23 protein-coding genes are annotated in these 22512 nt (G+C 72.9%); 16 read left to right on the top strand and 7 right to left on the bottom strand.

The window, feature by feature from the left end:
- Positions 1-198: 198 nt before the first annotated feature.
- Positions 199-1698, top strand: coding sequence for a long-chain fatty acid--CoA ligase (locus AB0D44_RS11855; protein ID WP_362588196.1), 1500 nt, complete (start codon positions 199-201; stop codon positions 1696-1698).
- A gap of 187 nt (positions 1699-1885) precedes the next feature.
- A complete protein-coding gene (locus AB0D44_RS11850; RefSeq protein WP_362588193.1) occupies positions 1886-2545 on the top strand; it encodes a DUF4328 domain-containing protein in 660 nt (219 codons plus the stop codon).
- Positions 2546-2678: 133 nt separating this feature from the next.
- Here AB0D44_RS11850 and AB0D44_RS11845 read toward each other — a convergent pair whose 3' ends face one another.
- Positions 2679-3068: a VOC family protein gene (locus AB0D44_RS11845; RefSeq protein ID WP_362588190.1), complete on the bottom strand. Its 390-nt coding sequence runs from the start codon at positions 3066-3068 to the stop codon at positions 2679-2681.
- Positions 3069-3097: 29 nt separating this feature from the next.
- Between AB0D44_RS11845 and AB0D44_RS11840 the strand changes: the two genes are divergently transcribed.
- The 4 genes from AB0D44_RS11840 (at position 3098) to AB0D44_RS11825 (ending at position 5308) form a co-directional block, all read left to right on the top strand.
- Positions 3098-3391, top strand: coding sequence for an acylphosphatase (locus AB0D44_RS11840; RefSeq protein WP_362588187.1), 294 nt, complete (start codon positions 3098-3100; stop codon positions 3389-3391).
- Positions 3392-3447: 56 nt separating this feature from the next.
- Positions 3448-4122, top strand: a complete 675-nt coding sequence (locus AB0D44_RS11835) for a M15 family metallopeptidase (RefSeq protein ID WP_362588184.1) — start codon at positions 3448-3450, stop codon at positions 4120-4122.
- 287 nt (positions 4123-4409) lie between these two features.
- Positions 4410-4835 carry an ATP-binding protein gene (locus AB0D44_RS11830; RefSeq protein WP_362588181.1) on the top strand — a complete coding sequence of 142 codons (426 nt, stop codon included), beginning with the start codon at positions 4410-4412 and terminating at the stop codon, positions 4833-4835.
- 137 nt (positions 4836-4972) lie between these two features.
- On the top strand, positions 4973-5308 hold the full coding sequence (locus AB0D44_RS11825; protein ID WP_362588178.1) for a metalloregulator ArsR/SmtB family transcription factor: 336 nt from the start codon (positions 4973-4975) through the stop codon (positions 5306-5308).
- A 21-nt stretch (positions 5309-5329) separates the two neighbouring features.
- Here AB0D44_RS11825 and AB0D44_RS11820 read toward each other — a convergent pair whose 3' ends face one another.
- Positions 5330-6367 carry a helix-turn-helix domain-containing protein gene (locus AB0D44_RS11820; protein ID WP_362588175.1) on the bottom strand — a complete coding sequence of 346 codons (1038 nt, stop codon included), beginning with the start codon at positions 6365-6367 and terminating at the stop codon, positions 5330-5332.
- Positions 6368-6486: 119 nt separating this feature from the next.
- Here AB0D44_RS11820 and AB0D44_RS11815 point away from each other — a divergent pair, with 119 nt between their 5' ends.
- From AB0D44_RS11815 to AB0D44_RS11805, 3 genes are all read left to right on the top strand, one after another.
- Entirely contained in the window at positions 6487-7383 is an 897-nt protein-coding gene (locus AB0D44_RS11815) for an alpha/beta hydrolase (RefSeq protein ID WP_362588172.1), read from the top strand.
- A gap of 304 nt (positions 7384-7687) precedes the next feature.
- Positions 7688-8332: a dihydrofolate reductase family protein gene (locus AB0D44_RS11810; protein ID WP_362588169.1), complete on the top strand. Its 645-nt coding sequence runs from the start codon at positions 7688-7690 to the stop codon at positions 8330-8332.
- Positions 8333-8592: 260 nt separating this feature from the next.
- Positions 8593-9636, top strand: coding sequence for an NAD-dependent epimerase/dehydratase family protein (locus tag AB0D44_RS11805; protein ID WP_362588166.1), 1044 nt, complete (start codon positions 8593-8595; stop codon positions 9634-9636).
- A 134-nt stretch (positions 9637-9770) separates the two neighbouring features.
- Here AB0D44_RS11805 and AB0D44_RS11800 read toward each other — a convergent pair whose 3' ends face one another.
- On the bottom strand, positions 9771-9977 hold the full coding sequence (locus AB0D44_RS11800) for a hypothetical protein (RefSeq protein ID WP_362588163.1): 207 nt from the start codon (positions 9975-9977) through the stop codon (positions 9771-9773).
- Between the two features lie 246 nt (positions 9978-10223).
- Positions 10224-10706 carry a cupin domain-containing protein gene (locus AB0D44_RS11795; RefSeq protein ID WP_362588160.1) on the bottom strand — a complete coding sequence of 161 codons (483 nt, stop codon included), beginning with the start codon at positions 10704-10706 and terminating at the stop codon, positions 10224-10226.
- 222 nt (positions 10707-10928) lie between these two features.
- Here AB0D44_RS11795 and AB0D44_RS11790 point away from each other — a divergent pair, with 222 nt between their 5' ends.
- From AB0D44_RS11790 to AB0D44_RS11770, 5 genes are all read left to right on the top strand, one after another.
- Complete coding sequence (locus AB0D44_RS11790; protein ID WP_362588157.1) at positions 10929-11279, top strand: hypothetical protein; 351 nt, start codon at positions 10929-10931, stop codon at positions 11277-11279.
- Positions 11280-11283: 4 nt separating this feature from the next.
- Positions 11284-14076, top strand: a complete 2793-nt coding sequence (locus tag AB0D44_RS11785) for a vWA domain-containing protein (RefSeq protein ID WP_362588154.1) — start codon at positions 11284-11286, stop codon at positions 14074-14076.
- On the top strand, positions 14073-15518 hold the full coding sequence (locus AB0D44_RS11780) for an extracellular solute-binding protein (RefSeq protein ID WP_362588151.1): 1446 nt from the start codon (positions 14073-14075) through the stop codon (positions 15516-15518). The genes AB0D44_RS11785 and AB0D44_RS11780 overlap by 4 nt, the downstream gene beginning before the upstream one ends.
- A 19-nt stretch (positions 15519-15537) precedes the next feature.
- Positions 15538-16206, top strand: coding sequence for a nucleoside/nucleotide kinase family protein (locus AB0D44_RS11775; protein ID WP_362588148.1), 669 nt, complete (start codon positions 15538-15540; stop codon positions 16204-16206).
- A 268-nt stretch (positions 16207-16474) separates the two neighbouring features.
- Positions 16475-17002, top strand: a complete 528-nt coding sequence (locus AB0D44_RS11770) for a hypothetical protein (protein WP_362588145.1) — start codon at positions 16475-16477, stop codon at positions 17000-17002.
- Positions 17003-17103: 101 nt separating this feature from the next.
- Here the strand turns inward: AB0D44_RS11770 and thpR are convergent, their stop codons facing one another.
- Positions 17104-17691 (bottom strand): RNA 2',3'-cyclic phosphodiesterase, encoded by a 588-nt coding sequence (gene thpR / locus AB0D44_RS11765; protein WP_362588142.1) that lies wholly within the window; start codon positions 17689-17691, stop codon positions 17104-17106.
- Between the two features lie 104 nt (positions 17692-17795).
- On the opposite strand from thpR, the gene AB0D44_RS11760 reads away from it, so the two are divergent.
- On the top strand, positions 17796-19160 hold the full coding sequence (locus AB0D44_RS11760; protein WP_362588139.1) for an MBL fold metallo-hydrolase: 1365 nt from the start codon (positions 17796-17798) through the stop codon (positions 19158-19160).
- 19 nt (positions 19161-19179) lie between these two features.
- On the opposite strand, the gene AB0D44_RS11755 is transcribed toward AB0D44_RS11760, so the two are convergent.
- A complete protein-coding gene (locus tag AB0D44_RS11755; protein WP_362588136.1) occupies positions 19180-20274 on the bottom strand; it encodes an amidohydrolase family protein in 1095 nt (364 codons plus the stop codon).
- 40 nt (positions 20275-20314) lie between these two features.
- Positions 20315-21670, bottom strand: a complete 1356-nt coding sequence (locus tag AB0D44_RS11750) for a cytochrome P450 (protein ID WP_362588133.1) — start codon at positions 21668-21670, stop codon at positions 20315-20317.
- 244 nt (positions 21671-21914) lie between these two features.
- Between AB0D44_RS11750 and AB0D44_RS11745 the strand changes: the two genes are divergently transcribed.
- Positions 21915-22478 (top strand): hypothetical protein, encoded by a 564-nt coding sequence (locus AB0D44_RS11745; RefSeq protein WP_362588130.1) that lies wholly within the window; start codon positions 21915-21917, stop codon positions 22476-22478.
- The last annotated feature ends 34 nt before the right edge of the window (positions 22479-22512 follow it).

Raw genomic sequence — 22512 nt, 5'->3', positions numbered from 1 at the left:
CGACGAGCCATGGTCACACAGCGCGCGGACACGCGACCGACCTGCCCCGACCGCTTCAAGTCGACCGGCTCCGCGGTGCGGTCGGTATCGGACTGTTGACCGATAGCCTGGCCGCTGACCAGGGCAGGGCCGCTCACAGCGGGCCGGTACGGCGACCGGCGCCCACCTGCAGACCGAACCATCAGAAAGAGGTCACAGATGACCAACCTCGCCCTCAACCTGGCCCGCACCGCCGCGGCGAACCCCGACCGCACGGCGATCCAGTGGGACGGCCTGGCGCTCGACTACCGCTCGCTGGAGGAGCGCAGCGCCCGCGTCGCCGGCTGGCTGACCGCCCAGGGCGTCGGGCCCGGTGACCGGGTGGCGGTCCTGCTGCCGAACATCCCGCATTTCGCGGTCGTCTACTACGGCGTCCTGCGGGCCGGTGCGGTCGCGGTCCCGATGAACCCGCTGCTGAAGTCCGCCGAGATCCGCTACAGCGCCGGCGACTGCGGCGCCCGGCTGATCCTCGCCTGGGGGCAGGCGCTGGCCGAGGCCGGCGCCGCCGCCGCGGAGTTGGGCATCGGCTGCGTCGACGTCACCGCCGAGGAGTTCGGGGTCGCCCTGGCCGCCGCCGAGCCGCGCTCGGAGGTCGTGGAGCGGCACACGGACGACCTCGCCGTGCTGCTCTACACCTCCGGCACCACGGGCCGGCCCAAGGGCGCCCGGCTCACCCACGGCAACCTGGGCAGCAACACGGCCGCCGTCGTACGGCTGCTGCGGATGTCGGCCTCGGACACGGTCTTCGGCGGCCTGCCCTTCTTCCACGTCTTCGGCCAGACCTGCGGCCTGAACGCGGCCGTGCTCACGGGAGCCCGCGTCACCCTGCTGCCACGCTTCGACGCGTCGAAGGCGCTGGAGATCCTCGCCCGTGACCGGGTCACGGTGATGGAGGGCGTGCCCACCATGTTCCTGGGCCTGCTCGCCGCCGCGGAGGCGGCCGGCTCGACCGGCCTGACGGGCGACAGCGGCCTGCGGCTTTCCGTGACGGGCGGCTCGGCGATGCCCGTGGAGGTGCTGCACCGCTTCGAGTCGGCGTTCGGATGTCCGGTCGTCGAGGGGTACGGCCTGTCCGAGACCGCCCCGGTGGTCACGTTCGGCTCGCTCGACGGCCCCCGCAAGCCCGGATCGATCGGCACGCCCATCGACGGCGTGCGGGTACGCCTGATCGATGACGGGGGCAAGGAGGTCGCCGAGGGTGAGGTCGGCGAGATCGCGGTGCAGGGCCCGAACGTCATGCCCGGCTACTGGAACCGCCCGGAGGCCGACGAAGCCGCGTTCGCCGACGGCTGGTTCCGCACGGGCGACCTGGCGCGGCGCGACGAGGACGGCTTCTACTTCATCGTCGACCGCAAGAAGGACCTCGTCATCCGCGGCGGCTACAACGTCTACCCGCGCGAGATCGAGGAGGTCTTCTACGAGCACCCGGCCGTCGCCGAGGCCGCCGTCGTGGGCGTCCCGCACGAGGTGCACGGCGAGGAGGTCGCGGCCGTGGTCACGCTGAAGCCGGGCGCCGAGGCTACCGCCGACGAGCTCCGCGCGTTCGTGAAGGCCCGCGTGGCCCCGTACAAGTACCCCAGGATCGTCCAGTTGGTGCAGGGCCTGCCGAAGGGCCCCACGGGCAAGATCCTCAAGCGCGAGATCACAGTCGAGGACTGACACCCGCCGCCCCCCCGCGCCCGCGCGCACGGGGTCACCGATCGGCGCCCCGGCCGGCCGGAGCCTGTCCGCGCAGGACGCGCCGGCTGCACGCGGTGTAGGGTCCCCCGGCGCTCCCCCTGCGGGGAGCGGCTCTTCGTCTCCGACCCGTGGGGGGTCCTTCGCCGTGCCCGCAACCCGTACGTTCATGCCCCGGGCATCCCTGCCCACCCGGATACCGGAGGCGCCGCGCCTCCTCCTGGCCGGGGTTGTGGTGCTGTTGGCCGCCGTCATCCTGACCGACGCGTTCGCGTTGTACGCAGGGACGCGGGTGTACTCCCTGTTCGTGGACGACGCCGGCTTCGTCCTCGCCCCCACGGCGGAGCTGGACGCCGCCCACACCCTGCACCGCCGGGCCTGGATGTTCCAGGCCAACGCCGTCTTTGCGTGCGGCGTCGTGTTCATCGCCTGGTTCCACCAGATGCACCGGTGCGTGCGGGCGCTCGCGCCGGACCGCTCGGGCACGGGCTCCGGCTGGGCGATCGGCTGCTGGTTCGTCCCGCTTCTCAACCTCTGGCGGCCGTTCCGGATCGCCCTCGGCATGTGGGGCGTCTGCGGATCGCCGGCCCCGCAGGGCAGGGCCACGCCGTCCCCGTGGCCGGTGGGCCTGTGGTGGGGGCTGTTCGTCGGTGTGGGGGCGTTCAACCAGTACGCCGCGTGGACGTACAGCCGCGCCGAGACGCTCGCAGAGGCGCGGTACGCACTGGCCCGGATGATGGTGGGTGACCTCCTGGACATCGTCGCGGCCGTGGCCGCGATCCACTTCGCGGTCCGGCTGACGGCGATGTGCCGGCGGCGTACCGGCTGAGTGCGGCCCGGCCCGTTCGGCTCCGCGGGGAGCGACGCAGGAGTGACGCAGGAGTGACGCAGGAGCGACGCAGGCCGTCGCCCGTGCCCTCCGCCCGGATCCGCAGCCCGGCACTGACCCGAACGGCGGATGCCTACGGACGAAAACGCAGCGGGTGGTCCGACGGCACCTCCACGACGGCGATGCGCACGCCGTCGGGGTCGGCGAGCCACATTTCGATGAGGCCCCACGGCTCGCGCCGGGGCGGCCGCAGCACCTCGGCGCCCCGGCTGCGGAGCTCCTCGTGGGCCGCCCGCACGTCCGCGACCTGGAGCCACAGGCGCAGTCCGGGGGCGGGCGGGGCCTCGGCGCGCCCCGACACCTCGAGGAACCCGCCGCCGAGGAAGTAGACCGTGCCGCGGTCGGGTCCGGTGCCGAACTCGCGGTAGACGGCCAGCCCGAGCGTGTCGCCGTAGAAGGCGCGTGAGCGCTCGGGGTCCGTGGGGGTGAGGAGGATCCTGCTGCCGAGTACGTGCACCGCCATGACTCCCAGCCTCGTCTTATGGTCGGAGCATGGTACGCAAGCGCGTGATCGTGTCGGGGACCGTGCAAGGGGTGTTCTTCCGGGACACCTGCCGCCGTGAGGCGCTGGCCCAGGGCGTGTCGGGCTGGGTGCGGAACCTGCCCGACGGCGGCGTCGAGGCGCTGTTCGAAGGGGGCGGGCCTGCCGTCGAGGCGATGGTGCGGTGGGCGCGCACGGGGCCGCCTGCGGCCGACGTACGTGCTGTGGAGGTCCGCGAGGAGACGGCCGCGCCGGAGGAACTGCGCGGCTTCGACGTACGGCCCACCCCCGGGGACCCGGGCTGAGCCCGGTGTGCGGGGGGTGCGGCACCGCGGGTGCGCGGGCGGTTCGCCGTGACGCCGTGCGCCTCGCCTCCCGCGCCGCGGCGGCGGTCGTGCTGCTGAGCACCGCCACCCTCGCCTGTACGGCCGCCTCCGCGCCCCCGCCCGGGGTGCGCGCGCAGGCCCACCCGGCGCTCGCCGCCGTGGTGGAGCGGGTGCCGCCCGCGGCACTGGGCGCCACGTACCGGCCGGGCTGTCCCGTCGGCCCCGACCGGCTGCGGCTGATCCGGATGAACCACTGGGGCTTCGACGGCAAGGTCCACCGGGGTGAACTCGTCGTCCACGAAGGGGCCGTCCAGCCCCTCCTGCGCGTCTTCGGCAAGGCGTTCGACGCGAAGTTCCCCATCCGCCGCATGCGGTCGGCCGCGGCCTACGGCGGTGACGACGCCCGGTCGATGGCGCACGACAACACCTCGGCCTTCAACTGCCGGCAGGTCACCGGCGACCCCGGCCGCCTTTCCCGGCACGCCCACGGGGACGCCGTGGACGTCAACCCGGTCGAGAACCCGTACGTGGACCGCGGCGGCACGTCCCATCCCGCCGCCGGCCGCCCGCACCTGCGGCGTGACCGCGCCGTGCCGGGCATGATCCGCCCCGGCGACGTCGTCACCCGGGCTTTCGAGGAGGTGGGCTGGCATTGGGGCGGCGGCTGGTCCCACCCCGACTACCAGCACTTCTCGGCGACCGGGGAATGACCCGGCGGGCACCGGCACCATTAATTGCAGAAGTCTGCAATTTCATAGATGCTGTCCGTGCTTAGGGTGCGGTGTCCGTGGGTAACCGCGTGCACGGCACCACCCGTTGCTCCTCCCGCACGGCCCGCACCACACGCACCGGACACACGCAGCACACCGCACGCAGCGCACCACAGTGACGCACCCGCACCGTATTCGGAAGGCCGCACGATGACCGTCCCCGCCGCCCGGCGCCTGATCGAGGTGTCCGGTATCGAGGCCCGCGCCGTGACGGAGGAGGGCCGGTGATGGCCACCGGCGTCCAGACGATGCCGTACCGGCACGTCCTGAACCTGGTCGCGAGAGGCTCCGCGGTCCGTATCGCCCGCGAGACCACCGAGCTCGTCCTGCTGGAGTGCGGGGTGGGGCTGCGCCATCCGAGCGTCGGCCCCGCGCTGCTGATCGTGGCCGAGCTGGTCACCAACTGCGTCCGCCACGCCGCGCACATGTCCCCGGCCATCAAGGTGACCTACACGCACGGGCCCGGCGTCTTCGCCTTCGCCGTGCAGGACCGCCACCCCTACCAGCCCGCCCTGTACGCGGCGCTCACCAACGCGCCGGGAAGCGGCCTGGCGACGGTCGTCGAGATGACCAGGGAGCTCGGCGGCACGGCCGCGGTCCGCCCCGATGCGGACGGAGGCGGCAAGGCCATCTGGATCACCCTGCCCCTCTAGGACTGCCCACCGGCTTCCACGAGTTGCAGGGATCTGCAATTGTGGAGGCCACAAGGTATGAAGGGGAGCAAAAGGATGAACTTAAGGTGAACGATTCAGGAGTGGATGAGATCGACAGTCACGGCAGGGGTACCCAGGTGACCGCACCGCTGTACCAGCTCAAGGCGGAGTTCTTCAAAACGCTGGGGCACCCGGTCCGCGTCCGCGTCCTGGAACTGCTCAGCGAACGCGAGCACGCGGTCGCAGAGATGCTGCCCGAAGTCGGGGTCGAGGCCGCGAGCCTCTCCCAGCAGCTGGCCGTCCTGCGCAAGGGCAACCTCGTGGTCACCCGCCGAGAGGGCTCCAGCGTGTACTACAAGCTCACCCACTCCCAGACCGGCGAACTGCTGAGGGTAGCCCGCCAGATCATCTCCGGGGTCCTGGAAGGCCAGGCCGAACTCCTCGCCGACCTGCGCGCCACCGACGAGGGCTAGGCGCGCACGGCGCGGCGGCGGTCAGGACGAAGCGCCGAGCCGCCATGCGGTGAGGGCCAGTGCGGCCCGCACCAGTCCCGCGGGGTCGGTGAGCTCGATGCCCAGGGACCGCGCGATGTGCTCGAGCCGGCGGGCGACGCTGCTGTGGTGCAGGTGGAGCAGGTCGGCGGCCCTGCGCAAGGAGCCGGTGGCGCAGTAGGCCTCCAGGGTCTCCAGGTCGTCGGGCGTACCGGCGAGCCGCGCGACCGCGGCGACGTCGGGATTGTCCCGGGCGGCGTCCGGGGGTACGTGCGCGAGCAGCGCCAGCGCCCCCAGGTCGGCGTGGTGGACGACCGGTTGGCGTGCGCTGGTGAAGCGCAGCGCGGTGCGGGCCTGCCGCCAGGAGCGGTCGGGCGCTTCGGCGTGGCCGATGCCCGCGCGGACGCCGGCCGGAATCCGGGCGCGGTCGACGGTGGTGGCCAGGATGACGCCGACGTCGGCGAGGGCCGCCGCCTTCACGAGGCGGCCGGGGCAGAGCAGGGAGCCGATCCGGTCGAGCGGAAGCTGCGAGCGTACGGCCACGACGTGCACCGGGAGGTCCGCGGTGAATCCCAGGAGGCGCAGAGCCCGCGCCCTGGCCGCCTCGTCGCTCTCGTCGCTGATCGCGAGTTCGACGAGGGCGGGGTCGGCCATGGTGGTGCGGGCCGGTCCGTACCGCTCGACGGCCGACGCGGCGGCGATGGCGAGCCGGTCCAGGAGCACCTCGTCGAGCGGGTTCGGCGGGCCGGGGCGTTCCAGCCACACCGTGCCGATCTCCTCCTCGTCGAGGGTGATCGGCGCCGTGGAGGACGCCGGCGCCGGCGGAGCGGACGCCTGCCTGCCGTCGGGCGAGACGCGGGTGACCCGTCCGGTGCCGTGGAGCTGGAACCCCGCGACGCACTCGGCGAGTCCGGCGGAGGCCCGGGTGAGCGCCGGGAGGTCCACCCGCCGGCGCATCAGCGTGTCGTAGAACGCGACGACGCGGATCGCTCCTTCGACGTGCGAGTCCATTCCCGACAGCCGTACGGCCAGTGCCTCCATGTCTGGAGGATAGGCCCGCACCGACGGGCAGAGGAACCGCCGATCGGCGCGTGATCTCCGGCGGGCGCGCGACAGTTGGCGGATGATGCCGGAGGCGGCCGGAGGTGAGGATGATCGGCATGGATCCCGAACTCGAAGCATTCGTCCCGCTGCTCTCCCGTACCGACCTGAGCGACCCGGTCGCCTTCCGCACGATGTACGCCGAGTTGGCCGCCTCGAGGCCGGCGCCGGACACCACGGGACTGGAGGTGGCCGACCGCACCGTTCCCGCCGATCCGGACGTGGCGGTGCGGATCTACCGTCCGCACCAGGCCAGGGGCGCCGTCGTCTGGTTGCACGGCGGCGGATGGGTCGGCGGCAACCTGGATACGGAACACCTGTGGGCCGCCCCGATGGCCCACCTCTCCGGAGCCGTCGTGATCACCGTCGGCTACCGCCTCTCGCCCGAGAACCGCTTCCCGGCCGCCTTCGACGACGCCTACGCCGTACTGGGCTGGACGCACGAACACGCGGCAGAACTCGGCATCGACCCGGACCGGATCGCGATCGGGGGCCACAGCGCCGGCGCGTGCATCGCGGCCGGGGTGACCCTGCGGGCACGTGACGAGCAGGGGCCGCCGATCCGCTTCCAGCTCCTCAACGAGGCCATGCTCGACGACCGGCAGCAGACGTGGTCCGCCCGCACCTTCACGGACACCCCCTGGAACAACCGCGCCGTGCGCGACGCCGCATGGGGCCACTACCTCGGCTCGCGCCCCGCCACCCCGTACGCCGCGCCGGCCCGCGCCGACGACCTTTCCGGCCTGCCGCCGGCCTATGTCGCCACCGCGGAATTCGACCCGAACCGCGACGAGGGCATGGGCTACGCGCTGCGCCTGCTCCAGGCGGGCGTGTCGGTCGAGCTGCACCAGTGGCCCGGAACCTTCCACGGGTCGCTCGCGATCCAGTCCGCCGCCGTCTCCCAGCGGCAGATCGCCGAACTCGGCTCCGTCCTGCGCCGCGCCCTCGCCGCGTGAGGCGGAGCAGGGCGGGACTGCAGCGCCCGCTCGTGGCAGGTTGCGTACCGAACCGGGCTGCTGGTCCGGGACGGTGGCCGCGGTTCTTGGACCCGGCCGCACCAGGCTGACGGGTCGGTCGCCCCGGCGGCGTGGACGTGCGCGAGCGCGACGGCCGGGAGCCCCGGCAGACGGGCCCGCTGCCGGGGTCCTCGTCGCGTCGCGCCGTGTTCGCGGGCCGGAGCGGGTTGGATGTCACGGCAGCGGCAATGAGTTCGGTCCGCCCGGACGGTCTCATCTTCATCGACTACGCAGGAGGAGAAGCGTGGAGCAGCTGCTGAGGGTCCAGAACTTCAACGTCTCGAGCGACGGGTTCGGTGCCGGTGAGCACCAGAGCCTCGAGCGGCCGTTCGGCGACGCCGACCCCGGGGCTCTGTTCGCCTGGGCGGGCGCCACGGCGAGCTGGCCCATGCGCACCGACCCCGGGGGCAGCCGCGGCCTCGACGACTACTTCACCCGGGACTACGCCCGCAACATCGGCGCCGAGATCATGGGCCGCAACAAGTTCGGGCCCCAGCGCGGTCCCTGGCAGGACCACGACTGGCGCGGCTGGTGGGGTGACGAGCCGCCGTTCCACACCCCGGTGTTCGTCATGACCCACCACGCGCGTCCCTCGTTGACGCTCTCCGACACGACGTTCCACTTCGTCGACGACGATCCGGCCGCGGTCCTCGCACGGGCGAAGGAGGCGGCGCAGGGCAAGGACGTCCGCCTCGGCGGCGGGGCCACCACCATCCGGGAGTTCCTCGATGCCGGCCTCGTGGACACCCTGCACGTGGTGGTCTCGCCGGTGCGGATCGGCGCCGGGGCCCGACTGTGGGAGTCGCCCGACGAGCTGCTCGACCGGTTCCACCTGGATGTGGTGCCCAGTCCGAGCGGTGTGGTGCACCACCTCTTCTGGCGGCGCTGACGCGGCGCGCCGACGGCGTCCGCCAGCGGCGTCCGCCAGCGGCCGCCGGCGGGCCGTCCGGTCAGCCGAGGTTTGCCGGGCCCCCTGCGGGTTAGGCGCGTCGTACGAGTGACACAGTGCGCGCCGAGGAGCCCGGCACAGGGCCGGGTCGGCGAGGCGCGCTGCCGCGAGGCCCCGGTGTGCGTCAGCGCACCGTCGGCGGCTCGCCCCCGGGCCCGGTCCGGGAGGACTCGCACCGTCCGCACCGAAGGGAGCCCAGGATGACCCGCCCCCGCCCCGTGCCCATGGAACCCGGTGGCGACGGCCTGCGCGTCGTGGTCGTCGGCGCCACCGGAAACGTCGGAACCAGCGTGGTCCAGGCCTGCGCGGACAGCGCGGCCGTGACGTCCGTGCTCGGCCTGGCCCGCAGGGTGCCCGAGTGGAGGCCGGCAAAGACGGCCTGGGCCGCCGCGGACATCGAAGCGGACGGTCCGGACCTGGTGCCGCTGTTCGCGGGGGCCGACGCGGTGGTCCACCTCGCCTGGAAGTTCCAGCCGACCCACCACCCCGCGCAGACCTGGCTGACCAACGTCCTCGGAAGCGTGCGCGTCTTCGAAGCCGTGGCACGGGCCGGTGTCCCCGCCCTGGTCCACGCATCGTCCGTGGGCGCGTACTCGCCCGGCCCCAAGGACCGCAAGGTCGACGAGACCTGGCCCACCCACGGATGGCCCCAGGCCGCGTACACCCGCGAGAAGGCCTACCTCGAACGGGTCCTCGACGCCTTCGAGCAGGCACACCCTGAGGTCCGGGTGGTCCGCATGCGCCCGGCGTTCCTCTTCAAGCGGACCTCGGCCTCCGAACAGCGCAGGATCTTCGCGGGGCGCCTCCTGCCCGGACGGCTCATCCGGCCCGGCCTGATCCCCGCCGTCCCCGATCTGCCCGGCCTGACCTTCCAGGCCCTGCACACGGACGACGCGGCCGCCGCCTACCTCGCGGCCGTCACCCGTCCGGTACGAGGAGCGTTCAACCTGGCGGCCGACCCTCCCGTCGACGGGGAGGTCCTGGCGGGCATCCTGCACGCACGCCGGCTGCCCATGCCGAGTGCCCCGGTCCGGGCTGCCCTGGCCGCCGCGTGGCGACTGCACATCGCGCCCGCCTCCCCGGACCTGTTCGACGCCGTGCTGAGGCTGCCCCTGATGGACCCGTCCCGGGCCCGTACGGAACTGGGCTGGCAGCCCGCGTACACCGCCGTGGAGGCCGTCGAGGAGTTCTTGGCGGGCCTGCGGGAGGGCGCGGGGATGGCCACCGCGCCCCTGGCCGCCTGACGGCGAAACCGGCCACCTGGCGGCGAATGACCGCGAAAACGACCGGCTGACCGCGAAAAACGACCGGCGCAACGACGCGACGAACCGCTGTCGGCTTGCGCGCGCCGCAGTGGGTTTGCGCGCGCCCGGTCGGGTCACTCGTCCCGTGGGCTCACCCAGCGCGTCCCCTTCGCGTCCGGCTTCTCGGGCTGCTGCGGCCGGTCGAGGCGACTGGCTTCGTCGGTGTCGGCGGCCGCCGTCCGCTTCTCGTCGCGGCGGTCGGCATGCGGCTTGCGGTGCCGGGCCTGCTCCTGGTCGTCGTCGTGCAGCGGGACTCCTCCCGCGCCGCCCTGGTCGTCCATGGCGTCCTCCTCGGGTTTCCTCCGCCCGACCGGTCCCTGCCGGCCGGGCCGGCCGTCCCGCGGCGCACCCGTCCCCGTCGTCCGCCGCGGATCTTCCACCCGGCGCCTACCCGGGCCGACGGGCGGCATTCGCCGGGCAAGGGCCGGGGCGGCCGGCGACGCTACGAGCAGTAACCAGCGGTTACGGGGAGGAAGGCGTGCGCGCACTCGGCCTCCCGGAGGGGAGGCCGCGTGCGAGGGGCTGCCCTACTCGACGAAGTACGAGTCGTGCTTGATGAAGAACTCGGTGCGCTCGGCGTCGGTCGCATCCGCGAGCTGGGACAGGCCCTCGAAGTACTCCTCGCGCGGTGCCCCGGGGGCGAACAGCATCAGCATCTCCGCCGGAGCGTCCGAGTCATTGCGGAAGGCGTGCAGCCCGCCCTGCGGTACGAAGAGGAAGTCTCCCCGCTTCGCATCGATCCAGTCGGCGCCGTTGAACAGTCGCACCGTCCCGTCCAGGATGAAGAAGGACTCCGAAATGGTTTTGTGGAAGTGCGTCTTCGGACCGCCGGCCCCTGCGCTCATCTCCACGCGGTAGAGGCCGAACTCCCCGTTCGTGGAGGCTTTCGTAGCGAGGTAGTGCGTTGCGTCGCCCTTCGGCGACGACAGCTCGGCAGGCGTGTCGACGGGCCTGAACACCGCGCTGACCTCGCCCTCGTCACCGGAATAGCGGGCCTCCGGATACGACATGTGTGTCCCCTCCTGTGTCTCGCGTGCACATACGTGCGCATGCGCCACAACCTGCGGGACTGGCGCGATTGTTCCTGGCCGCGCCCGGGCCGCCCGCCCCGACCCCCCGTGCGCGCCCGGACGGCGCCCGGCGCGCGCGGGCGCGGACCTGCGCCTGACCGATGTCTCCCCACGCCCCCAACCCACGTGCCATGATGCTGAGTTATGAACGAGGGGGAGGGTTTGGCGAAGACGGCTGTCCGTATACGCCTGGGGCAGGGTGCGAGCGCGAGCGATGTCGGAGCCCTGAAGGCGTGGCTCGAACGGGAACACAAACTGGAGGCGCTCAGAACCAGCGGCGACCTGGAGATCAGGGAGCGGGCGGGGGCCGAAGAGCACGCCGGCAGCCCGATGGGGACCGGCCTGGAGATCACGCTGGTCCTGGTCGGCATCGTCGGCCCCAAGATCTTCGATGAGGTGTACGAGCAGGCGAAGAGCGGGGTGCGGGCCTGGCGGGAGAACCGCCGTTCCGTGGAGCGGGGCGAGCCCCCGGAGGTCGAGGTCGACGTCGTGCCGGACGGCGGCGCGAGGTAGTCCGGTGGCGCGCTTCGACCCGCGCGGGAAGGTGAACCGGGCGCTGCTCGTCGGCGTGCCCTCGTACGAGTTCACGCAGCCCGACCACCCCTTCGGAGTTCCCGGCGACCTCGGGGCCGTCGAGCACAATCTCGTCGGCCTCGAGGCTGCGCTGCGCGGCGGCGGCGTGTTCCGCGAGGGCGAGGTCGGAGTCGTCCGGCCGCGCAACGTGGACGAGTTCGACCGCCGCCTGGACAAGGCCGTCGAAGAGGCCGAGGGCTTGCTCCTGCTCTACTTCTCCGGGCACGGCGCCGTACCCAGCACGGGGGACGAGCTGTGGCTCCTGATGCGCGCGGCCACCATCGTTGCGGGCACGGAGTCGGTGTTCCGCGGAGCCGTCCCGTGGAAGAGCGTCCTGACCGTGCTCGCCCGCACTCGGGCGGAGCACGTGGTCGTCGTGCTCGACTGCTGTTACGCGGGCAACGCTTCGGCCGCGTGGGACGCGCTCGACACCTCGCAGCGGCACCGGATCTCGCTGTTGATGAGCGTGCAGGCCAACAACCGGATCGACGCGGGGGACGACACCACCCCGACGCCCTTCACCGCGCAGCTGATCCGCCTCCTGGGCGTCGACGGGCACCCGGCCCCCGGGCCGGCCGTGGGCTTCAAGGAGCTCTCGGAGCGGTTGTGGGCGTACATGTCCGTGCACCACACGACGCTGCGCGAGCCCGCCGAGCAGTGGGAGCCCCAGAGCCGCCCGGCCGCCTCGGGCACGGACGTGCTCCTCGCGGCGGCCGCCGAGGGCGCGCAGGACACGGACCGGGTCGGGGAGGTTCCCGGGCCGGGCCCCGGATCCGGACGCCCGGAGCTCCACGGCGCGGGAGCCGCAACGAGCGTGACAGCGGTGATAGGCGTACCGGGCGTACCAGGCGTGACAGGCGTGACAGGCACGACAGCCGTGCCGGACGAGCTGTTACGACGGCGCCGCCCTCCGTGGTGGCCGTTTCCCCGAAGGCCCCGCCCGCGTCCGGCCGAAGCCCCCGGCGGGACCGGCCGCCGGCGCCTGACCGGCCGCACCCGCACGGTCGCGGTCACCGGGGCGCTCACCGTGCTCGCGGGCCTCGTCCCCGTCGGCTACTTCCTCGCCGGAGACCTGCTCGGCAGCGGGTCGTGCAAGCCCCCGCTCGAACTCCGGCTGCTCACCGATCCCGACATCGAGTCCACCGTGCGCAAGGCGACGGAGGTGTACCTGGTGTCCGACGAGAACCGGTCCGGTGACGGCTGCCGGCGCAGCGGCATCACCGTCTACAGCGCCGGCGCCGCGGACGTCGTCGCCGCGTTCCACGACCAGTCCGACCCCTGGCAGCGGCCCACCTCCGAGGCGCTCAATCCACAGCGCGACATCGGCCCCCAGCCGGACATCTGGATCCCGGCGACCTCGGCGAGCGCCGCCCGCGCCCGCCCTCCCCAGGACCAGCGCAGCTACGCGGAACTGCTCGTCGACCCCGCCCCCTTCGCCTACTCGCCCCTCGTGCTCGCCGTGCCGCAGCAGAACGCGGCGGAGGCGATCGCGGACCGCACCGGCGGGCTCACGACGCTGATGGACGCCCTGCGCACGCGCGACCCCAAGGCGGAAGTGCGGCGTCCGGACCCGGAGCACACGGACTCGGGCCTGGTGGCGACCATCGGCCTGTACGGCGTGGGCGGTCCCGCAGGTGTCAGCGCCGCCACCGCCGAAACGCGCGTCGCGCAGCCCGGACCGCCCTCGCCCACCGGCGGGAACCTGCTGTGCGTCCTGCCCGACGACGACGCCGTCGACGACCGCACCGCCGCCCTCGTACCGGAGTTCCTGATGAAGTCCGGCGTGGACTGCGACAGCACGACGCGGGCCCGGCGGCTGGCCGCCTACCCGGACGACGCGCCGGGCCTCGACCCCACGTTCGTACGGGTGCGCTGGCGGGAGGCCGACCGCGACAAGGACGCGCGGCGGGACGCGGTCGACCGGTTCCGCGCCTGGCTGACCGGTGCGGGCGAGGGCACGGCGGAGGTCAGGGGCGGGCTCGTCGAGTTCGGCAAGGACGGATTCCGCAACGCCGCAGGGGACCACCGGCCCCTCGCCGCCGACCTCACCTTCCGGGAGTTCGGCGCCGTCGAGAGCCCCGGCCCCCTCGCGGCTCCCGCCCGCCAGTCCGCGATGGCCGCGGCACTGAAGGAGTACCGGGAGGCGAACGGGCCCGGACGGGTCCTGTTCCTGGTCGACAGCTCCGGCTCGATGGGCGACCTGTGGGAGGGGCCGGGCGGCGCACCCGGGATCGTCAAGCAGTCGCTCGGCGGCCTGGGGGAACAGGACGAGTACGGCGTCTGGGCGGTCGCGGCCGCGCCCGGCGCCCCGCTCGCGTACCAGGAGCTGCTGCCCTTCGGCCGGTACCGGCGCGAGGACGCCGAGCGCGCCGTCGACCAACGGGCCCAGGTCAAGGACGTGGAGGCAGATCCGTACAGGGCACTGGTCGCGGCCCTGGACGACATGGCCCGGCGCGGCGCCGACGACGACCGGCCCCAGCTGATCGTCTACATCACCGACGACGAGGACAACAACCGGCTGACCGAAGGCGGGCGGCTCGACAGCTTGCGCGCCTACGCGCGCGACAGGAAGGTTCCGGTGGTCATGGCATCCCTGGACAGCGGCGGCTGCGACAAGGGCAAGCCGGACGCCGCCATCTCCGAAGCGAGCGGCGGACGCTGCCTGGACACCAGGACCGACCTGGTGGCCGGGCTGCGGGACGAGGTCGCACGCGCGGGAACGGGGGACGAGGGGTGAGGCACGGCAGACAGCGGGGGCGCGGCACGTCCGGGCCGTACCGGCGCACCCCGTCCCGGGCCCTCGCGGCGGTCCTCCTGGCGGTCCTCGCGCTGCCGGCGTGCACCGCGGGCGACGACGGCGGGTCCGGGACCGCGGGCCAGCAGGCCGACGCGGCGGTCGCGGAGGGCGACATCGTGGTGGCCAGCGGACGTGACGTCACCGGCAAGGGCGGCATCCGGCAGAAGCTGATCGAACAGTGGAACCGGCAGCAGGAGGAGAAGGGTTCAGGCCCCCGGGCCCGGCTGGTCGAGCTCCCGGGCTCGGCCGACCAGCAGCGCAGCCAGCTGCTGGGCGCGCTCCAGTCCGGCAGCGCGGAGTACGACGTGGTCAACCTCGACGTGACCTGGGTACCGGAGTTCGCGGACGCGGGCCTGGTCCAGCCGCTCCCCGACGAACTGCTGGACGGGGACTTCATCCCCTCCGTCGCCGCCACCGCCCGCTGGGGCGGGAAGACGTACGCCATCCCGTTCAACAGCGATGTCGGACTGCTCTTCTACCGGCCGGACTACCTGAAGAAGGCGGGCGTCACGGACACCCAACTCGGCGCGGGCACCGACTGGTCCACGGTCCAGCGGCTGATCGGCACCGTGGGCGACGCCGGCCGCAGTGCGGCGGACGGCTACGAGAAGGGGTGGACCACCCAGCTCGCACCGTACGAGGGACTCACCGTGAACGGCATCGAGGCGTTCGCCTCCGCCGACGAGGGCCTCTCCCTCACCGACGGCGCCGGCCGGTACACCGGTTCCGCCGCGAAACTGGAGGCGGGGCTGAAGGAGCTGCGCGAGCGCACGCAGGCCCCCTACACGCTCGGGGACGCCGGCCGCTCCGACGAAGCCGAGTCCCTCGGCGACTTCGCCGACGGCCGGACCGCCTTCCTGCGCCATTGGCCGTACGCCTACCGCACCCTGCACCAGTCCCTGACCGACCAGCAGCTGGGCGTGGCCCCGCTGCCCGGCCGGGCGGTCCTGGGAGGACAGAACCTGGCCGTGACCAAGGCGTCGAAGCGCGGCCCGGCGGCCCAGGCCCTGATCAGGTTCCTCACCGGCCAGGAGAGCGAACGCTGCCTGCTCGACGCGGGGTTCGCGGCCACCAGGCTGTCCGCGTACAACGACAACGCCCTGACCTGCCGCGTGGCGAAGCCCCCCGTGCCGGCCGCCCCGAACGCCGAGAGCACCGACCGCATGCCGCGGGACGAGCACGGCCGCCCCAAGTACGCGCGCGACACCCTGCTGCCCGCTCTGCAGAATGCCGTCCAACGCCCTCGCACTCCCCTCTACGGCGCCTTCACGCAGACCTTCACCACGCAGCTGCGCCGCCTCTACGCCGACAAACCGCCCTCGGACAAGCAACTCGCGAACGACCTTCACGCAAAGCTCAAAAGCGCACTGCCCCACCCCTGAGGACGGGCAGGATGGACCCGTGCAGACGACGACGGAACTCGCAGGGAGGGCGGCCGCGCTGGCCGCCCGGGGCAGCCGGCGGATCCTCGGCATCGCCGGACCGCCCGGGGCCGGAAAATCGACGCTGGCCGCCCTGCTCGCCGAGGCCCTCGGCCCGGAGACGGCCGTGGTCGTCCCGATGGACGGCTTCCACCTCGCCCGGGCCGAACTGGACCGGGTGGGGCTGACCGACCGCAAGGGAGCCCCGGACACCTTCGACGCGGCCGGATACGTCGCCCTGCTGCGCCGGCTGCGCGGATCCGACGGCGTCGCGGCGGACGCGGCGGAAGCGGTGGACGCGGGCACGGTGGGCGCGGGCACGGTGTACGCGCCCGCCTTCGACCGCTCCCTCGAGGAACCGATCGCGGGCAGCATCCCGGTCACCCCTGGCGTACCGCTGGTGATCACCGAGGGGAACTACCTCCTGCACGACGCGGGGGAGTGGGCGTCGGTACGGGCGCTGCTGGACGAGGCCTGGTACCTCGCCCCGGACGAGGAGCTGCGGGTCCGGCGCCTGGTCGACCGGCACGTGCGCCACGGCAAGGACCCCGCCCGCGCCCGCGCGTGGGTGGCCCGCTCGGACGAGCCGAACGCCCGCCTCGTCGCCGCCGGCCGCCACCGCGCGGACCTCGTCGTCGACCTCGGCTGAACCTGCGGCGCGGCGGTCGCTGCGCACGGCACTGGCCGGTGAACGGGCCGTCGGCCTCGACGTCACGATCTTCAACCCCCGGCTGGACCCCACGGGGACGCGTGCGAGCCGCCTCACCGCCTGCCTGCACCGAGGACCGGCGGCGCGGACACGGGTCGGGGGCGATGACCGCACAAGCGGGGACGAGGCACGCCGAGTTCGCTGTTAGGGTGACGTGCGCCCGTCAAGATGGGCGGTCTCGGTTCCTGATATTTCAACGGGGTTGAACGTGAAGCTTCGCCATGTCCGCGCAGTCGCCGTCTTCGGTATCGCGGTCTTCGCACTCACCGGAGCCCGTGGCTCCCACGGCGCCAGCTGCGGTGGCAGCAGCGGTTCGCACTCGAGCTCCAGCAGCTCCAGCGGCGGTACCACCGGCGGTAACAGCGACAGCAGCAGCACCAGCACCAGCACCAGCGGCAGTACGAGCGGCAGCTCCGTCCCGGGCGGTTCCAGCAGCAACAAGGCCGAGCGTGACATCAAGATCGACAGCTGCAAGCTGGACGACGCGGGCAAGAACCTGGTCGCCAAGCTCACCGTCACCAACAGCGGTTCGGTGGACTACACCTACAACATCACCATGAAGTTCCGCGGGGACGCCACCTCGACCGCGGTCTCCGCCCAGGCCAAGGTGGCCGGACTCGCCGTCAAGGCCGGCGCGTCCAAGCAGGCCGAGGCCACGACGCCGTACACCGGCAAGGGCGACGGCAGCGAGTACAAGGAATGCGTCGTCTCCAGCGCCTCGAAGAGCGCCCTCTGACGCACTGACGCTCTGACGCACTGAGGCCCTGACGCATTGACGCACGGGTCCGAGGCCTCGCCGGTGTCCTGCCGGCGAGGCCCTTTCGGTGCGGGGCGTCTTCAGCTCCCGGCGCCGCCGAAGCCCCACGCTTCGATGTCGCGGTAGTGGATCGGCCCCGGGCCCCGGCCGAAGTTGCTGCCGACCAGGTGCAGGCGCTCGGCCTGCCAGGGGCGGCCGGTGAACCCGGCGAGTCCCGCGGCGGCCTCCACCGCCCAGGGCGGCGCGTTCCGGCGGGTCCGGGCCAGCGTCAGATGGGGGCGCAGCGGCCGGTCCTCGAACGCCACACCGCACTCCTTGACCACGGACCGGACCTCGGTGGCGAGCAGGTGCAGGCCTTCGAGGTCCCCGTCGATCCCGCTCCACAGCACCCGCTCGTCGAAGTGCCCGCCGCCGCGCAGCGCCAGTTCCACGGGGGCGTGCGCCGCCGCGAGGGCCGCGAGCGGCGGCCGCAGGAGCGGGACGGTCGCGACCGGCAGCTCACCGAGGAACGCCAGGGTGATGTGCCAGTCCTCGATCCGGTTCCACCGCATGCGCGGGTACGCGTCGTAGGCGGGGCGCAGCTCCCGTGCCAGCTCCTCCTTCGCGGTGTCGGGCGGAGCGAGCGCGATGAATATCCGAACGGTCGCGGACCGGGTCTGTGCGTTCACGTGCGCTCGGGTTCTCCCATGGCATCGTCCAAAAATCCATGGAATATGGTAAAGGGGGCGGGCCGTGGAAACGACCGGGTGCGGGTCCCACCCTGGAGGGCGTCATGGGTTTCGCCGACGATCACCTCGTTCCCCTGGTCGACCACGGGCTGGGCAACAGCGCCTACCTCGTCGACCTCGGCGACGGCCGGGCCCTGGCGGTGGACGCCGGCCGGGACCTGCGCGCCCTGCGCGCCGCCGCCGAGCACCGCGGGCTGCGGGTCGCCTTCGCCGCCGACACCCACTTGCATGCCGACTTCCTCTCCGGCGCCCGGCAACTCGCCCACGAGGACGGCGCGGAGGTGCTCGCCTCGGCGGCCGGGATGCGGGCCTTCGACCACCGCGGCCTGGAGGACGGCGACGAGGTCGACCTCGGCGGGCTGACGCTGCGGGCCCTGGCCACGCCGGGCCACACCGACGAGCACCTGGCTTTCCTCCTCCTCGACACCGACCGGGAGCTCGGGGTGTTCACCGGCGGCTCGCTCATCGTCGGCTCCGCCGCCCGCACCGACCTCCTGGGCGCCGACCGCGCGCAGGAGCTGGCCCGCGCCCAGTACCGCTCGCTGAGGCGCCTGGCGCAGCTTCCCGACGCCGTGGCGGTGTGGCCCACCCACGGCGCGGGCTCTTTCTGCTCCGCCCCGCCCGGGGCCGAGCGCACCACCACCATCGGCGCCCAGAAGCGGACCAACGCCCTGCTGACCGCACCCGACGAGGACTCCTTCGCGGCCCGGCTGCTGGACGGCCTCGGCTCCTACCCCGCCTACTTCCACCGGCTCGGGGAGCTGAACCGCCGCGGACCCGCCGTCCTGACGGGCGCCCCGCTGCTGCCCGCGCTCGACCCCGGGCGCGTACGGGCCCTGCTCGCCGAGGGTGCGCAGCTCGTCGACGTACGCCCCGCGGCGGACTTCGCCGCCGGCCACGTTCCCGGCGCGGTCTCGATCCAGCTGCGGGACCAGTTCGCCACCTGGCTCGGCTGGCTGCTGCCCGACGACGTCCCGCTCGTCTTCGTGACCGGCCCGGACCAGGACCCGGCCGAGATCACCTGGCAGGCGCTCAAGATCGGCTACGAGTGGCTGGCCGGATACCTGGAGGGCGGCATGGAGGCCTGGACCCGTCAGGGCGGCCCGCACGAGACGGTCGCCCTGGTTCCCGCCGACGGGATCCCAGGGCGGCCGGTCCTGGACGTCCGGCAGCGGGCCGAGCACATCGCCGGCCACATCCCGGGTGCCATCGGCATCGAGCTCGGCGAACTCCAGGCCCGCACGGACGAGGTTCCGGCCGGTGCCGTCGTGGCCTGCGGGCGCGGCGTACGCGCCATGACCGCCGCCGGCCTCCTGCAGCGAGCCCGGCACCGCGACCTCGCCGTCCTCGACGGCGGCCCCGGCGACTGGGCCCGGGCGACCGGCCACGCCCTCCGGAAGGGGGACTGACCGGCCGCGCTCCCGCGGGTCAGACGCTCGCCAACTGCGGGATCAGGCGCAGGGCGTTGTCGTGGTAGATCCCCCGCAGCTGCTCCGAGGTGAAAGCGGGGTCCGCCTCCAGGGCGGGGATCGCCAGGCCGGTGACGGTGTCGGCAGGGGCGGCGGGCCAGTCCGTGCCGAAGAGGATGTGGTCGGCGGGCACATGGTCGAGGAGGGTCGCGGCGCCGGCCATGGGGCCCGCGGTGTCGTAGTAGAAGCGCCGCAAGTGGTCGCGGACCGCGGCGGGTTCCAGGGCCGGGTCGCAGAAGCGGCCGAGGGCCTCCAGACGCCCCGCGATGTACGGAACGAAACCGCCGGCATGGGGCAGGATGACGGAGACGTCCGGGAACCGGTCGAGCGTCCGGTGGGCCATCATGTTCACCGCGGCCCGCGTGGTGTCCAGCAGGAAGTCGCACATGAAGTTGGGAATGCCCGGAACCGACATCGCCCCGGGCGCGCCGTCCGGGAGGTTGTGCGGATGGGTGTCGACAACGGCGCAATGGTCGTTCAACTCGTGGAACACCCGGTCGTACGCGGGGTCTCCCAAGTAGACGCCGCCGTAGTTGGCCGTCACGTTCACGCCGACGGCGCCGAGCTGCCCGAGCCCCCGGCGTACCGCCCAGGACGACGCGTCGGGGTCGTCGAGGAAGAGCGGCACGTAGAACGAGAAGCGTCCCGGATGCGAGCTCGCCACCTCGAGCATCGACTGGAGCGTGATGTTGATCGCCTCGCGCAGCTGTGCCGAGGAGCGGTAGCGCGCGGGCAGCATGGGCTTGAGCACGGCCGTCGTGATGCCTGACCGGTCCATGAAGCCGATCGAGGCCTCGACGTCGAGCCGTGACCACGGGGGCAGTTTCTCGGGTTTGACCAGCCCGTGCCGCGCGGCCCATTCGCGCCATTCCGGCGCGCAGAAGTGGTGGTGCATGTCGATCTTGGAGGGCGTCGCGTGTGCTTCCGCCGGGCCCGGGAGGGAAGGGTCCTGCGCGAGGCCCGAGACGGCCCCGGTGCCCGCAGCGGAGGTCAGCGGCTCGTCCGTCTGCATTCCGAGGAGGCCTAGCCTGGTGGTGCTCGCGGAGTCCGTCATGCCAAATCCACCGTCCGTCGGGGCTGGGTCAGTTGCACGGTCAGTTTCCGGAGACCACGGAGGCCGCGGAGGGTACGGAGGCGCCCGCGGACACGGCGGTCACGGAGGCTGCGGGTGTGACGGGGAGGCCGGCCGGCCGCGACGGCTCGAGGACGAGACGCAGTTCCTGGAGCCCGCGGAACGCCGGCATCGGCCCCTTGAGCCATGCCCCCTTGCTCGCCTCCGCGTCCGCCAGTTCCATCTCCGGGAACTCCCGCAGCAGGCAGGACAGGGCGATCTCGAGCTCCAGCCGCGCCAAGGGCGCGCCCAGGCAGTAGTGCGTGCCGTGGCCGAAGCCCAGGTGAGTGCTCTGGAGTCCCTCGCGCGTCACGTCCAGGACGTCGGGGGAGTCGAACTTCTCGGGGTCCCGGTTGGCCGAGGTGATGGCGATCTGGACGAGCGATCCCTTGGGGATCACCGTTCCGCCGATCTCCGCGTCCTGGGTGGCGTAGCGGAACGTGGAGGTCTCCACGGATCCCTCGAACCGGACGATCTCCTCGACCGCCCGCGGAATCAGGAGCGGGTCCTTCCGGAGCATCTGCAGCTGATCCGGACGGATCAGCAGGTTCAGCACGGAGTTGCCGATCTGGAACGCGGTCGTCTTGTGCCCGGCGAAGAACAGGACCCACAGGGACGAAATCAGTTCGGCGTCGTCCAGCCCCTCCTCCGCCCGGATGAGGTCGCTGAGGAAGGAGTCCGACGGATGGGCGCGCGTGTACGCGATGAGCCGGGCCAAGCGGTCCCGCAGCCACTCCTCGGCCGCCTGGAGCTCCGCCCCCATCCGGGGATCGAACCTGGCCCGCGACACCACCGCGAAGTGCGCCAGGATCTCGGGCCGGTCCTCCTCGGGGATGCCCATGAGGTCGCACAGGACCGCGATGGGAAGCGGGAAGGCGAACGACGACATCAGGTCGACCGGGTCGGTCCTGCTGCACGCGCCGAGCAGACCCTCGGCGATCGCGGTGACCTTCGGCCTCATCTCCTCCACCCGCCGGGGGGTGAAACCGCTGCGGAGGACCCGGCGCAGCCGCGTGTGCCGGGGCGGGTCCGAGTTCAGGACGTTGTCGTCGAGCGCGTCGAAGAAGCTCCCGTACACGGCGTGGTAGGTGTCGATCGCCCCGCGCATGTCCTTGCTGAAGCGCGGGTCCGACAGCGCGTCGCGGGCGTCCTCGTAGCGGGTGATGAGATACGTGTCGACCCCGTGCGGAGGCGTCAGCCGGCACACCGGGGCCTGCTCGCGCAGCGCGGCGTAGACGGGATGGGGGCATGCCCGGTATTCCGGCGCGCCCCTGGACACGGCCGACACGAGGTCGTGCAGTGCACCGTGGCCGTTCGGTGTCGCGTTCTCCTGCGTCATCTTCCGCACCCTCCGTGACACTCGAGTTCTGCGGACACACGGGTTCCCTGGAGGGGCGGAGCGTGAAACCACCCGGTGCCCGATGGAGTGATCCGTCCGGGGCGGGGCCGGGCCGGTGCGGCGTCCGTACGCGGCTGACCGCCGTCACCCGGCCGGCGGTCAGCCGACCTGTCGCACGGTGTGGCGGGCCGGGGGACCGGGGGACACGCTGCTCGTGACGTCAGCCGTTCCAAGGAGTCCGAACATGGCCCGAAGCCTTCCGCCGGTCCTCACCATCGCCGCCTCGCTGGCCCTGGCCCTCGCCGCCGCCCCGGCGGCCGGAGCCGACACCCGTCACGCCGCGGCAGCCCGCGCGATCACCTACCAGGCGACCGCCGCTTTCCACGTGCACGCCAACGCCGTGAAGGCGGGCTACGTGCCGGACAAGTACTGCGTCGTCAACCGGTCCGGACCGGGGGCGATCGGATACCCGCACTTCAACCACAAGCTCGACAACTCCCTCGACCCGGCGAAGCCCACCGCGCTGTACTACGAGGACGACGGGCGCGGGGGCAAGCGCCTGATCGGGGTCCAGTGGGTGGTCTTCGACCGGGACCAGGACCTGGCGACGGACGAGGACCGGCCCAGCATGTTCGGTACCCCGTTCGAGGGCCCGCAGCGCGGGCACTTCCCGGGCCAGCCGGTCCACTACGCGCTGCACCTGTGGCTGTGGAAGAAGAACCCGCTGGGCGCGTTCGAGACGTACAACCCGGCGGTGACCTGCCTTCCCGGCACCACCCGCCCCACCCAGCCCGCCCAGCCCACCTGACCTGCCCTGACCTGTCTGCCCCGACGCGACCCGG

This window comes from Streptomyces sp. NPDC048349 (assembly GCF_040651925.1).
GTDB lineage: Bacteria > Actinomycetota > Actinomycetes > Streptomycetales > Streptomycetaceae > Streptomyces.
Note: the sequence above shows the minus strand (reverse complement) of the source record. Positions and strands in the feature narration are given on the sequence as shown.